Raw genomic sequence first — 12,984 nt, 5'->3', positions numbered from 1 at the left:
CAATACCAGCGCACCGCCCACAGGATCACATCACCCTGGAAATGGCGCCACTTGAAATCCGTCATCGTTCCGTCCGTCCAATCTCCGCCAAGCATGCTCAAGCTTCACGATTTTTGCAACAGAGCCGAAAAACGGCCCCCTCACGGGGACCGTTTTTATTTGGTGGACCTGAGGGGACTCGAACCCGTTTTAGGCCATTGTGGTTATGCGGCAGTTAACCGACTTCCCTGTGTTTAAGCGGGATCGGCGGATGCTCAGTGGTTCTCGATTAGTGCGGAATGTGGGCAAAATGTGGGCAAAATGTGGGCAAGAAAACTGGCTCAATGGCACCTGGGCACACACCCATTCGCAGTGAGCGTCACGCATGAGGCTGGCGCTATATTTACTGCGGCAACCTCCGCCTGATTCATAGCCCTGAATCACGAATAGCCCCCTCACGCCACTACAGCGCGAGGGGGCTATCCCTAATCATTGACTAACTCTCATCACCGGGGTTGCGGACGTTCACGCCCGCAAGCGCTGACGACCCCACCGCTAGCACTGCAGCAACCACGGTCAGGATCGCCTGTGCGACGTCATCAGCTACTAGGCCAAGCAGCACCAGCAGCGGCACCACAGCTGACGCGATGCCGTACAGCCACCGCCGCACCTGCACACTCGGCACCAACGTGCCCTCAGCTCCATGCTTTCCCATCACTCCCCTCCTTCCTCCCGTAACTTGTCGACCAGCCGATCAACCAACGCGACCTCGGCCGGGTCCGCTCCCGCCTCAACCGCGAGAATCTTCATCTGCGCATACGCCTCACCCAAAATGAGCCGCTTACGCCACTCACGGTCACGCTCCGATTTCGCGCCACGGATCGACACCTGTTCCCGGCTTTCACGGCCAGTCCAGCGTCGACTCAGCCCCTTAAAGCCAGCCACCAGCGACCCGAGCACGCCAGTGGTCGCGAGCACCGTGACAAGAGCCGTCAGGTCAATATCCGCCATGCCGGCCCCTCCCTATCGCGGGTCACGATTCCAATATCTGATGTCCCAGTGACGTACCGCGAGCGCGAGGATGAATGCGACCACGAACCCGAGTTGGGTGATGCGGTTGCCGTGCTCGGCAAAGTGGTTCACGAAGATTGTGGTGCCGTAGATCGCGGCCCCGTGGCCGCACAGCAGAATCGCCATGCGCTCGATCACCCAGTAGCGTGTGAGTGTGGCCCACGCGCCCAGGCCGCCGCCGCTGGTGAGCATTCCCGACCAGATGGCGGTGAGTACTTCGCCGATCTGCCACTCAACCGATTTCGGCGGCATGATCATGGCTGCTGCACCGGCGATGAAGATCGCGGTGTACAGCAGCGACCACATGACTCGGCGGGTGCGGGGTTCTTCGATCAGCTGCCAGAGTTTTTTTGCCAGCTTCATAGCTCGACTCCTAGCGTTGAGATACGCTTCTTTACTTGACCGCGGCTACAATTTCATCGATCTTCTTTTCGTAACCAGCGTCAACAGCGCCAAGCTTGCTGCACGTATTCACGAAGTGCTCGAACTCATTATTCGGCACGTCAGCCAAGCGCTTTGCCCAACCGCGCATTTCCCAGAGTTTTGCATAGTCAGTGTTCGGCATATGCCACATGCGTCCGGTGACTTGGTTAATCAGCATGATCTTGCCGTTGTCTTTATTGCGCAGAATTACCATTTTTATCTCCGTTAGGTTCTCGTTCTGTTCTGGTCCCGGTCGATTGAATGCCTTGTAGAATTCGCGCCACGGCCACGAATACCGCCCCGTCGGCGAACTAGGACCAATGATTTCTAGGTGAAGATGCGGGCCGAATGAATAGCCACGCTCACCGACAGTGCCGATGATCTGGCCTTTCTTTACCCGTTGCCCGGCAGCAACTCGCTTCGAGTCACAGTGCCAGTATTGTGAGTGAAACCCGCCACCGTGGTCTACATCGATCGCGTAAGGTCCAGCATCCGAATGAATTGATGCTCCGGTCACTACCCCGTCACCAATGCACGGGATGGGAGCGCCGACTGGCTGACCGAAGTCTGTTCCGTCATGGAACCCCTTGCCGACTCCCGGGCGGGGCCCATAATCATCAGTCACCGAAGCTTCAGGGAACGGCCACATGAATGATCGAGTCGCTGGCTCTGCCATTATTCCTCCCCTAGTTGATAGCGTCTAGCTTCTGCTTGAACTCGGCCAGCGCATTCTCGACTTTCGCGTTTGCCTGCTGATTCGCGTAATTTCCACGGTCAACACGCGCTAGTGCCGGAAGAATGATCTTGTCCAGCGCATACGAAATCAGATCGATCTTCGCGAGCAGCCGCTTCTGCTCTTGATCAGTAAGTGCCATGAGCACCCCTCCTTCTTGATCCCGCGCGAACGCGGTTTGAATGTTCTTGTTTGCCCCGTTGGTGTGTGCCCACCCCAGGTATTGGTTGCCTGCACGTGTGGTGTATTCCTCGACCCCAATCACGCCGATACCGTCACCACCGCAAATGCCGGATGCCATGAGGCACATGCCGTCGCCCAGCGCGACAGCGACGTGGCCGTCATCGACTGGCAATCGCCAATAGTGGATCGCGCCAGCCGGTGCCGCAGCGTGGTCAATCGACATAATCGTGGATGCTTCGTACGCGGCACGCGCGGATGGATAGGTGATCATTTCACTTTCAGGCACACCGCACACGTTGATCGTGTTCCAGACGAGAGATTGGCACCATCCCCGCCAATCCTCCCGGGTAGAGTTCGCGCGAATACGGGCTACCAGGTCGTTGATATCCATGTTTCTCCCAATAAAAAAAGGACGCAGTGGCGTCCATGGGCTACCTAGAGCTTCTCTATGAGTAGCCGGAAATCCCCCGGCCGAGTCTGATTCGCCGCCGAGGTGTACACCCACGGCGCCCACAGCTCACCCGCGCTACACGCGGTCACATACGACAGCTGCGCTTCGCTCGTCCGGTTATAGGTTTCACCTTTCACGTACGCTTTCGCCGACGACGGGTCACCAAGCGTGCCAGTGCCCTGCACCAGCGCCGCATACGTCGTCACACCCGTTGTGTAGGTGAGGCGTGACAGGAACCAGAGCCGGTACAAGCCCGGCTGCAGGATCTTCACCGCGCCACCCTCAACCGCGATCAACCCGAGCGGGTCGTCCACGCTCCACTGACGTGCAGCGAGCGGGTTGTGCCACCCATTCACGGTGCTCGCACTGTTGTTGTCGACCAGCAGCGCCGACAGCCGCCACTCGAGCCACTGCCCGCCCCGATACACCCACTCGGTAGTGCCATCGGTATCGACCCAGCGGCACCCTTCCGGGATGTTGCGTTGTGCCTCACGCTCGGCACGGGTACCGGCACGAATCATGCCCGTCAACCGGTGCGCGGCGGCGATGGTGAGATCCACCGCGAGATTCACCGGGTCACTGTCCGCCCACGTTGGTTGTCCGTACTGGTCTGTGCCTGCCATTAGCTCCTCCAAGTGATTTCGAGTGCCCCGCTCATCGGATCCTCCGAGAGCGGCTTATACATGTCGTGCGTGCCGCCACCGTTCGCGCTGTTCACCGAGAGACGGATACCGCGGTTACCTACACGCAGCTGCTCCGCCACCCCACGGGGGATGTCCACCCAGCCCTGACGCGCCGGCAACACCCCGGTAGGGCCGGTGCCGGTTTGCGAGGGTGGTGGCGATGCGAGCGCCTGCACAATCGGCGCGTTCGCGTACAGCACCTGCGTGACGGGCAGATACATTCGGCAGCGCACGATCTCAGCATCATCAGCAAGTGTCTTGCCAAGGATGTCGCCGTAATGCCACGCCGCCACCCGATAGTCGGAGACGATAGGTCTACCTGATCCCCAGTCGCCGTTGCGCCAGTTCCCCGCCACTCTTGCACGGAACGTCTTCTTCGTAATCGTTGGCGCTGGCGCTGATGGCGGCGGTGGCGGCGGCGGTGGCGGCGGTGGCGGCGGCACATACGATGGCTTGCCGCTGGCTAGATACCCCTCATGCCCGTATGCGAGAGCGACCTTGTCCCCTACCTGTGGGTTCGGGTAGAGGACAGAGGCCTCAATTGGTGACTCGCCCACTGCAACTTCCACCATTACCGTCGTTGACGACACTGCGGTCACCGTCCCTTGCGTCGGCGTCGGGAGCGTCCTGCCAAGTACCACATGCCTACCGCCAGAGTTCTGCACCTGTACGGAGTCTCCAGGGGCGGGAATCACTGTCCCCGCCCATCTCCAGGTCTGCTCTACCCCGAGCGCGTCGATGACGACACACAATGGGCCTTCGAATCTCACGAAGGTGGCGGTCTCGGTGGTAGAAGACTTGATCTCTCCTTGCCCATTAATGAGCCGCTGTGTGGCGTCATGCATAGACGTCCTCCTGATATTGGAGCGTTCCTTCCATGACGTCACCGTCCCATTTGATGGCAGTTACCAGCCCCGTGATTTCCTCGCCGTTTGGTGTGACTATCGTCCAGGTATCGCCGATTTCCATGCGCGGGTCGAGCATCGCAGTGAACTTTTGCGCAAATGATGGTTTTGATACCTGCTGCAAGATTTTCTGCAGTGCGGATTGTGCGGCCGCTTTTGTCTTAACAAACTCGGATGCGTAGAACCGCGAGTAGGTGCCGTATGGGCCTCCGACTGCGAGTGGGCCGCTGGTGATTCTCGCGGGCTCCACCACGATAGGGTTACGAGCTTCATCTTCAAACGAGCCGATCACCTCGTTATACACGTCGTCTGATTCGACCGAGTACGGGGCCTCCAGGATCGTGCCCTCGAGCCGCGCGACCGGTTCGCCAACCGTGTCTGGGACTATGTTCAAAACACCGTATGCGTCGACGACTGCGACACCACCGAGGTGTGCTGCCAGCGCATGTACTTGTTTTAGCCGGTCGCCCTGCGCGCGTTCATACTCGAGCTGTGGCGGCGACTTGTCTGGCACGTTTCTAGCCACCAGCATCCCGGTTAGCCGAACTATTTCATCCCATGACGATATCTTCGTTGGTTTCAGTGTGACTTGGCTGAACCCGTTACGTCTGATGCGCTCGTCTTGCGATTTCGCGCGTATCGTGAGCATTGAGCCGGTGACAATGCGACGTCCCTGCAGCCGGTATTTCCCGCTCGAGTCGGTGGCTTCTGGTACTGCCGTAATCATTAGCTGGCCAACGGGTACGCTCGCTATCTGCTCTCCCAGCCGTGCTTCGAGCGTTAGGTCAATGTCGTTGCCCCACGGTCCCAGCATGGCCTCGAAATCTCGTGGCACGATGCTCTCGCCGTAACGGTGTGCGTACACGATATTCACGTGCGCTACTTGCTTGATCTCCCCAGACAGGTCCCACGACACTTCGAATGCTGTCGGAGTGAACCCTTCTGGCGCGAGCTCTTCGGAAACGCGGATCCCGTCCCGTAAGACATCAACTCGCAGGCGCAGCTCTCTGCCCGGCGACATGAATATGAGTAGGTCTGATTCAGTCAGATTTCGCACGTGCTGTCCCCTATTGCATTGTCAAGTCGTAGCGGCGGTTCAATTCGCCGTACGTCAAGTTGTCTTGCTTGGCCTTGAGATACGTGTCGTACACCGCATTGACATGCGCGTACGTCAACAACGGAATAAAGAGCCCAGGTGCCGGTGGGAGCACCTCATTCCCCACGCCGTCGAAGTGAGTAATGTCACCGCCGTACCGCACATCGATGTCGTTCAGCCCATAGTTCGGGACTGCAGCGAAGAATGGGCGTGGCAAGGGAATCTTGTGGTCGGAACCGAAGCGGAAACACAGGATCGGGGGGAGGTCTTTCTCCCCCCGCCCGAGCATGGTGATGACCTTGTCTCGGTTTACAATCGTTTCGACCTCTAGGGAGAGGTCGATATCGGTAATTCCTCGCTGTGTCCCGGCCATGAAGATCCCAGCTTTGAGGCCCGGCCCCCACTGAGTTTCACCCGTATTGGGTGCATGCACCGGGAATACTGCGTTACCTCGAAAGAAGCAGTCCACGCCACCATTCGGGTCGAGCGGGTTGTGTACCCAGAGTCCGTTAACGTCAACCAGTACGGATGCGCCGTCGGTCAACGCAATTCTTGTTCCGGCAGCGTCGAAGCACTCAACTCGATAAACCGTGTCAGTACCAAGCGGCACTTCGTGATCGATGTGGGCGAGCTCCCCAGCTACCGCTTTCTGGATTGCCCCACGCACTTGATGCTGCCTGCCATCCGCTAGGCGCCAGAGAGTCACAGTTGTGGTTCCAGCAGGCAACGCCGCTTCAAACACTTCCACGGCTGGGCCGCCGGGCAAATCCAGTTTCGTGATCTGCATCAGCTTCCCCTCTGCTGACCGTGAATAGCCGCTAGCGTCGCGCCGGAGTCGTACGCGCTAACGGCGCTCTTCGCCGCAGCAGTAGCAATCGGCGATGCGATTGCCCGTACCACGCCTTCGATCGGCTGACCGGCTACTTCCAGGACAAGCTTCGACCCAGCGGGGATACCGTTATTCATCACAGTCGTGGACGTGATCGCGCGACGTTCCGCAGCTCGAGCGTGCCGCACGATACCGCCATCCGCATACTGCTGTAGTCGGTACACGCCCATGCCAAGCCGCTTTGCTGCCTCGGCGAGGATGCCACGGTTACGCTCTTCCTCGCCACGCTTCCCAGACACAAATGCCTCCCATCGTGTTTCTGGTTCAGCGAACTTCAAGATGTTCGCGCCTCCCGGGTAGATACCGGTCGGCACATGCGACCGAACACCGCCGTTTGCGTACTCCTGATACGAGTACATGCCCCCGATGGCGTTCTTTAGCATTGCCTGTACCCCGATACTGATCGTGGTCCCCGCCAGGCGCCAGATCGCGGCCTCCGCCATCGACGTATCCGCGTCGACACGCGCCATCGCGACCGTGCCATTTGCCATGACCTTCCAGTTATTGGTAGCGGTATAGGCCATACCCGCGTCCGTGCCCATGCGCGCTACCGCCCAGGTACCGTCCGCGAGTTGCTTCCACTCGATCACACCCCGGTCGGCTGCTGCGGTGTCCGCGTCCATCGTGGTGACCGCGAACGTGCCATCTGCCTGCAGCTTCCACACCGCAACCTCACCCTGTGCAGGCGAGATATCAGCACCGAGCGTGGCCTGCGCATACATGCCGTCAGCGGTTCGATGCCAGGTGATCACGTCCGCGACCGCGCCACTGGTGTCAGCCGTGAACTCGGTCGTCACTCGCGCTGGAACCAGCCCATACTGATCTGCGAGAGCGGCAGCCTCATCACCAGACAGCCCCATCGCCTGAGCCGCCTCGATGAACGCCTCGCGCCCTTCACGCATCTTCGCGACCACTTCATCAGTGCTCGCCCCTGCCGAAGTCAATTCAGCCGCGAGATCGGTGGTCGCGCCCGCCAAATCCCTGAGCGCAGCACGGTTTGAACGTCCCGCCTCAGTCGTGACGTCCAGGTTTTGCCCGTTCTTCTCGAGAGCCGCGTTTACCTCATCAATGGACTCGTAGAAGTTGTTCTCAGCGCCAACCAGGCCACCCATCAGGTCATCAAGCGCTCGAATTGAGTCGGCCAGGTCTTCGTTCGCTGCAGCCGCCTTTTCGGCTGCGTCCGCTTGTTTGCGTTGCTCGTTGGTAAGACTTTCTGTGCCATTTGCCGCGTCACCCATTGCTGCTTCAACGAGCCAGGCTTGCCGTTCTGTCTCCGACATCGCCGAAAGATTGACACCCTGTTCCGTTGCAAGCGCAGTGAGCTTGTCCTTATACGCGTCCATTGACTCAAGCAACTGCCACTGTGCCTCCGAGCCAAGGTTGTATTCCTCGACAAGTGCCCGGTAAGCGGTCTGAGCACGTGGCAAGTCGGAAGCCGCTAGCTGTGCGAGTTGCTCACCAACCGCCTGCAACGCATCCGCGAATTTCCATTCACCTTGCGTTACGTCCATCCACTCGAACCAGTTCCCTGTCGAAATTCGTGACAGCGTGGCTTCGAAGTTCTCGAGATACTTTTGCGAATCTTCCAGGCCACCGAAGAACGTTTTAGCGGCACCAGTCCGATCCAACGCAGCGGTCAGCGTATCAGCCGCGCTCCCCGTTGTCTCCAGAGCGTTGCGCAGTTGTTCACTCGTTGGGATTCCTTCTTCGACAGCGCGATTGAACGCGTCAACGGCCACTGTCGCTGCCACTATTGCTGCAGTGATTCCGAGGTTCTTCCATGTGAACAGCTTGCCGAGCTTGGCTTTCGTATCCGCCGACGTGATGCCCAGCGTCTTCAGTGCGGTTTTCGTTTCTGCGATGCGTGGGATCAGCACGAGCGCGGCACCCGCCGCGAGCGTTAACCCACCGCCCACCGCACCCAACACAGTTACCGTTGCCTTAATCGGGCCGGGAAGATTCGTAAACGCATCAACCAGACTGGTGAGCCCCTGCACCATGCCACGCAGTGGCCCATCAGCGGTTTCGCCCATACCGATCAGCAGTTCATCCCAGGCACCGCCGAGTTTCTCGAGATCGCCCTTGAGGTTGTCCTGCATGATCGCCGCCGTCTCAGCGGCGTAGCCAGCGTCATTGACCTTGTCGATCCACCCCTGGATACCGTCCTGGCCCTGATCGAACAGCACGTTCGCTGCACGCACCGCATCCGACCCGAACATGATCGACATTGCCGCGTTCCGCGCTTCCGGAGTCAACTCCGACATCCGCGTTTTCAACTGTCCCGCGAACTCGGCCAACCCAACGAAGTTGCCCTGCGCATCCCACGCATTCAAACCGAGCGATGCCATCGTGTCGGCAGCTTCCTTTGACGGGTTCGCCAAGCGCTGCAACATCGTCTTAAACGATGTACCCGCGTCCGACCCCATCAAGCCTGCCGACGCGAACGCCGATAGACCACCCACGGTCTCTTCAATCGACAGCCCCATCTGTGACGCAATCAAACCCGACTGCGCCAACGCCTGCGACAGCTCCTGCACGCCTCCCTGGGCTTTACCGGCACCAGCTGCCAGCAAATCTGCGACGTGAGTGACGTCCTTACCCGTCAGATTGAACTGCACCATCGCTGACGCCGCAGTCTCAGCTGCAAACGCCACATCAACATTGCCTGCTGCGGCCAGTGCGAGTGCACCGTCCAAGCCACCGTTCAGAATGTCAGTGGTCTCGACACCGGCTTTCGCGAGCTCTTCAATCGCGCCAGCCGCTTCCGTGGCTGAATACGCCGTATCCGCACCCGCACGACGGGCCGCGTCCGTGAGCAGCTGCATTTCAGCAGCTGATGCGTGCGTGGCTGACTGTACCTTCGACATGGCTTCGTCGAAGTTCGCGTATGCGTTCACTGCCAGCCCGACACCGGCGACTGCGGCGCCGCCGATGAACATCATCTGGCCGCCAATCTTCGACGCGGCCTCCGACCACGACGCGCCCCACTGCTCGATGTTCTCAGCTGAGCGCGCCGTCTCCTCAGTTGCTTCCGACGCCTGCTTCATGCCTTGCAGATAGTTCTGCACATCAGCAATCAGGCGAACCTTAACCGCTTTGTCAGCCATTGCGCCTCTCACCATCCACCAGCGTGACCGGCCACACCAGTCCATCCAGTGGGCGGTCTTCGGTCTCGTATTTTTTCCGGAACGCTCGATCCGCGCGCTGCTGCGCCCGGATTGCGTGGTTCACGCGAGGCAGCCCGTCCGGGCCACCCACGTGGAAGCGAGCATCCTTGTTCATTTCGTCCTCGTACGGGATCCCCCGAGGCGAAATCGACTCTTCCGCCTGTTTCGCGGCAAGAAACAGATCAATGTCGGCGCTGGTGAACTCATCCACCATGACGACCTGAAAACTGTCGTCGTCTGCAACTGCTCGATACTGTTGCGGTTCGCCCCATAACCTGCGCGGTGATACGCCCAACCGCTCTGCAAGACGGATTTCGTCACGCATGCGCGGCTGAGCGATTAGCGTTTTACTAGCTCACCGAACGCCTGTTCCGTGGTCTCTTCCATCACCTGAATCACGGCCAGCGCGAACATGTACGCGTCGCCCGGTGAGATCACATCCCACAACTGTTTCCACTCTGCCGGTGATGGCTTTTCAACCTCGTCGCCGATGATGATCTGGCCATGCTGCTCGATCGCGTCCAGCGATGCCGGAATCACCGCATAGCCCTTCACACCGTCGAGCTGATCGCGGTGCTCTTTGTTTGCTGCCACTGGGTTACGGCGCTGAATTTCCCGCCACTGCGACAGTGAACACTGATTCACGCGCACCGTCAGCACTCGGTCGGCGTGCTGCGCATCCCAGTTATCGAGCGCTTCCTGCGCCTGCGCACGGTTACTGCCAGCCAGACGCTTCGAGGCAGTATTTGCGGCCGCCACCGCTGCTTTCACCAGTTCGGCTCGTTCGTCAGCAAGCTCCCCGTCCAAAACGATCCGTACGTCTTTGTGTCGCCGCGACGCCGTGGCTACAAAATCAGCAAGGGTTGACATCATGCTCCTGAATTGTGTGCAACATGGAGCGGCCGGTTGCTTACGCATTGGCCGGCCGCTCCATGCTCAATTACTAGTTACTCTGCGAGCTTGTGCTCATCAACAACAGTGCCGAACGGCAGCATCTGTACCGTCCGAGTGAACTCAGCGCCCGTCTCCGGTGCATCATCCGCTTTGCGCCCGCACCGCACCGGGATAACTTTCACCACCTGGCCAGCTGCGAATGTTTCATCATGCGCAACACCGGCACGCGACACGATGTAGTACTTCGCGCCCTTCACAAGTGCCGTGTCCAGCTGTGTCTCGTCCTGCGACACTTCAGGGTTCCACGCATACTGCAGTGTGACAGTGTCAGTCTGCTTGCCCTCACGTTTCAGTTCAGTGGCGAGCGTTAGCCGGTTCAGCGTGAGCTCTTCATTACCCGGCGTGTGCTGGAATCCCCCAGGCACCATGTCGTAGGTAATGTCGAGCGCCTTCTCACCGTTCAGCACCGTCGGAGTAATGTCGCTGATCGTTTTTACTTCTGCTTCAGGGATGAGCATGACCGCGAGATTGCCGTCAGTGATGACGCCATCTACGCCGCTCCAATTCAGTTTGAGTGCCATTATTTTGCCTCCTTCTTCGTGGGAGCAGCGGTCGGTTTTGACTCGCCGACAAGCTCATACCCAAACGTTTCTACGATCTGTTCCGGAACCTCGATGATGCGGCCGGAGGATGACTTCACTTTCACCTGTTTCGGGGTTACATTCCCGTAGTTGAACTGCGCCACGGCAGCCTCCTTAATTAATTGGTTGTTGACGGAATGTGTACACGGATGCGGCGCGCCATTTACGCGTCGCGGAATCATCGGCACCCACTTGGCTGGCTCGGCGCCGCACATTGTCGATTCGAGCGTTCGCAGTGACGATCACGACCCCTCGTCCGTGAGGCCGCAGTGCGCGGTCGACGTGTTGGTCGCACCACATCGCTTGTTCCGGGGTGTCTCCCACGGATACGGCAGTGACGGCGATTTGTTCGCTAGAAAACGGCCCGGTTACCCGCTCCTGTACGTCTGCATCGCGCTCCGGGTACAGCACCACATACGGTGCTTTTGCCGAGCGAGGCGCTTCCCCGACATACACTCGGCCACCGAGATTCGGTGCGATCAATGCCTTCAGCTGCTCGAGTGCGTGGATCATTCGATCACCACCTCGCTGATCGCTTTCAGCAAGCCCCGGTAGAAATCGTCTCGGTTCGCAAGCAACGCTGGCTCCAGCGATTGTTTATGCCCCGAGTACGGGTTCCCCGTCTCAAAGATCGGTGCCAGATCACCCTGACCACCAGGCCGGGGCCCGATATCAGCGGTCACACTGTCTTCCTGGTCTTTGAGGTCGTACTCCATCGTGTACGGGTACAGGCGGCCGTGACGCCCCACTTGGGCACGTGAAATGTTGCGCGCGTCATCCTTGATGTGTCGCGCGGTCACTTCTACAGCCTTCCGCACCTTTGGCGCTACCCGTGACGGCACTCCCTCGAGTGACTCCTGCAGTGTCCGTAGCTCTGATAGGTCTACTTCCACACTCATTCGAGCACCTCCAGTTGGAACCTGCGCGCGGTACGGTGTGGCCGCTGTTCTTCAGCGATCACGCGCGCCCGCACGTCCCCGTTCGCGGTGGTAACGACAACTTCACAGCCAGGTGGAAACGCGCCCGGTGTTTCGGCTGGGATCCGCAACTGTGGCTGCGACAGCACCAGGTCGCGTTCACCGCTGCTGGAGTGCTTCGCCGCTGCCTGTCGCGATACCAACTCGCACGGCCCCTCATAAAGCAGCACCGGGTCATCAACGTAGTCGCCGGTGGCATGGTCGAACTCGCCAAGCACCAACATGGTGACACGACACTGTTGCGTCATTCGCATGCGTGCGAACTCGGCTCCGAAGTTTGCTGCGCGAGTGAGCATGTTCATCGCGTTGTCACCACCGCAGTGCCGCCGCCGTACTGTTCACGCAGCCGTTGCCCCACCCGTTCCGGCAACGTCATACCGGCTTTATCGCCACCGTCCGCCCACGATGCTCGAAAGTCGTCAATCGCTACCGATGACAGCCCACCCGGTGCAAGCCCGACCCCAAGGTCGAGGTTTGCAAGAGCAGTGGCAGTGAGGACACACGTCCAGTGCTCGAGGTCGCGGGGCACTTCTGCAAACCCGTACGTGAACGTCACGGTAACTTTTTCGGTGACCGGCACCGTCACGTAGTTGTCGCGCACCGTGAACGCGACCGGCATACCCTTTACCGTGACCGCTGACACGTCGACAACCGGAGTTTGCGGTAGGTACACGCGGCCCTCCGAGTCGGGCCAGTCACTGAACGTCGCGGTTTGACGCGGTGCCACATGCTGCCCGATATCGGCGCGGATTGCTTGTGTGGCGTCCTCCAGCAGCGCTTCCACCTGCGGCACCGAGTCTTTATCGAAGGTGGTGTTCATGCGCAGCTGCAGCTGCTCAACGGTAGCGAACGACATGGCTATTCCTTTCGTGTTGCCTTGCGTCGCGCTGGC

18 protein-coding genes are annotated in these 12,984 nt (G+C 59.5%); all 18 read right to left on the bottom strand.

Annotated features, from left to right (window positions below; translation table 11 throughout):
* Positions 1-475: 475 nt before the first annotated feature.
* The 18 genes from PV375_RS01240 to PV375_RS01155 all read right to left on the bottom strand — a co-directional run bounded on the left by PV375_RS01240 (position 476) and on the right by PV375_RS01155 (position 12,948).
* A complete protein-coding gene (locus PV375_RS01240) occupies positions 476-694 on the bottom strand; it encodes a phage holin (protein WP_332105803.1) in 219 nt (72 codons plus the stop codon).
* The gene (locus tag PV375_RS01235; RefSeq protein WP_332105802.1) at positions 694-990 is read right to left on the bottom strand and encodes a hypothetical protein; all 297 of its coding nucleotides are present in this window, start codon (positions 988-990) and stop codon (positions 694-696) included. The genes PV375_RS01240 and PV375_RS01235 overlap by 1 nt, the downstream gene beginning before the upstream one ends.
* A gap of 12 nt (positions 991-1,002) precedes the next feature.
* Positions 1,003-1,413 (bottom strand): hypothetical protein, encoded by a 411-nt coding sequence (locus PV375_RS01230; protein WP_332105801.1) that lies wholly within the window; start codon positions 1,411-1,413, stop codon positions 1,003-1,005.
* A gap of 31 nt (positions 1,414-1,444) precedes the next feature.
* Complete coding sequence (locus PV375_RS01225; RefSeq protein WP_332105800.1) at positions 1,445-2,149, bottom strand: M23 family metallopeptidase; 705 nt, start codon at positions 2,147-2,149, stop codon at positions 1,445-1,447.
* Positions 2,150-2,159: 10 nt separating this feature from the next.
* Complete coding sequence (locus PV375_RS01220) at positions 2,160-2,675, bottom strand: hypothetical protein (RefSeq protein WP_332105799.1); 516 nt, start codon at positions 2,673-2,675, stop codon at positions 2,160-2,162.
* A 149-nt stretch (positions 2,676-2,824) separates the two neighbouring features.
* Positions 2,825-3,463 carry a hypothetical protein gene (locus PV375_RS01215; RefSeq protein WP_332105798.1) on the bottom strand — a complete coding sequence of 213 codons (639 nt, stop codon included), beginning with the start codon at positions 3,461-3,463 and terminating at the stop codon, positions 2,825-2,827.
* Entirely contained in the window at positions 3,463-3,879 is a 417-nt protein-coding gene (locus tag PV375_RS01210; protein ID WP_332105797.1) for a hypothetical protein, read from the bottom strand. The genes PV375_RS01215 and PV375_RS01210 overlap by 1 nt, the downstream gene beginning before the upstream one ends.
* 481 nt (positions 3,880-4,360) lie before the next feature.
* Positions 4,361-5,485, bottom strand: coding sequence for a hypothetical protein (locus tag PV375_RS01205; protein ID WP_332105796.1), 1,125 nt, complete (start codon positions 5,483-5,485; stop codon positions 4,361-4,363).
* A gap of 10 nt (positions 5,486-5,495) precedes the next feature.
* The gene (locus tag PV375_RS01200; RefSeq protein ID WP_332105795.1) at positions 5,496-6,311 is read right to left on the bottom strand and encodes a hypothetical protein; all 816 of its coding nucleotides are present in this window, start codon (positions 6,309-6,311) and stop codon (positions 5,496-5,498) included.
* On the bottom strand, positions 6,311-9,520 hold the full coding sequence (locus PV375_RS01195) for a phage tail tape measure protein (protein ID WP_332105794.1): 3,210 nt from the start codon (positions 9,518-9,520) through the stop codon (positions 6,311-6,313). The genes PV375_RS01200 and PV375_RS01195 overlap by 1 nt, the downstream gene beginning before the upstream one ends.
* Positions 9,513-9,905, bottom strand: coding sequence for a hypothetical protein (locus PV375_RS01190; protein ID WP_332105793.1), 393 nt, complete (start codon positions 9,903-9,905; stop codon positions 9,513-9,515). The genes PV375_RS01195 and PV375_RS01190 overlap by 8 nt, the downstream gene beginning before the upstream one ends.
* Positions 9,906-9,919: 14 nt before the next feature.
* Positions 9,920-10,453 carry a hypothetical protein gene (locus PV375_RS01185; protein WP_332105792.1) on the bottom strand — a complete coding sequence of 178 codons (534 nt, stop codon included), beginning with the start codon at positions 10,451-10,453 and terminating at the stop codon, positions 9,920-9,922.
* A 74-nt stretch (positions 10,454-10,527) separates the two neighbouring features.
* The gene (locus PV375_RS01180; protein WP_332105791.1) at positions 10,528-11,055 is read right to left on the bottom strand and encodes a phage tail tube protein; all 528 of its coding nucleotides are present in this window, start codon (positions 11,053-11,055) and stop codon (positions 10,528-10,530) included.
* Positions 11,055-11,219 (bottom strand): hypothetical protein, encoded by a 165-nt coding sequence (locus PV375_RS01175; RefSeq protein WP_332105790.1) that lies wholly within the window; start codon positions 11,217-11,219, stop codon positions 11,055-11,057. Before PV375_RS01175 ends, PV375_RS01180 begins: the two co-directional genes overlap by 1 nt.
* A 10-nt stretch (positions 11,220-11,229) precedes the next feature.
* Positions 11,230-11,628: a hypothetical protein gene (locus tag PV375_RS01170; protein ID WP_332105789.1), complete on the bottom strand. Its 399-nt coding sequence runs from the start codon at positions 11,626-11,628 to the stop codon at positions 11,230-11,232.
* Positions 11,625-12,014, bottom strand: coding sequence for a hypothetical protein (locus PV375_RS01165; protein ID WP_332105788.1), 390 nt, complete (start codon positions 12,012-12,014; stop codon positions 11,625-11,627). Before PV375_RS01165 ends, PV375_RS01170 begins: the two co-directional genes overlap by 4 nt.
* Positions 12,011-12,394, bottom strand: a complete 384-nt coding sequence (locus PV375_RS01160; protein WP_332105787.1) for a DUF6093 family protein — start codon at positions 12,392-12,394, stop codon at positions 12,011-12,013. The genes PV375_RS01165 and PV375_RS01160 overlap by 4 nt, the downstream gene beginning before the upstream one ends.
* A complete protein-coding gene (locus PV375_RS01155; protein WP_332105786.1) occupies positions 12,391-12,948 on the bottom strand; it encodes a hypothetical protein in 558 nt (185 codons plus the stop codon). The genes PV375_RS01160 and PV375_RS01155 overlap by 4 nt, the downstream gene beginning before the upstream one ends.
* Between the last annotated feature and the right edge of the window lie 36 nt (positions 12,949-12,984).

The sequence above is a fragment of the Gulosibacter sp. GYB002 genome (genome assembly GCF_036577665.1).
Lineage (GTDB): Bacteria > Actinomycetota > Actinomycetes > Actinomycetales > Microbacteriaceae > Gulosibacter > Gulosibacter hominis.
This window is presented reverse-complemented; position numbering and strand designations above follow the sequence as displayed.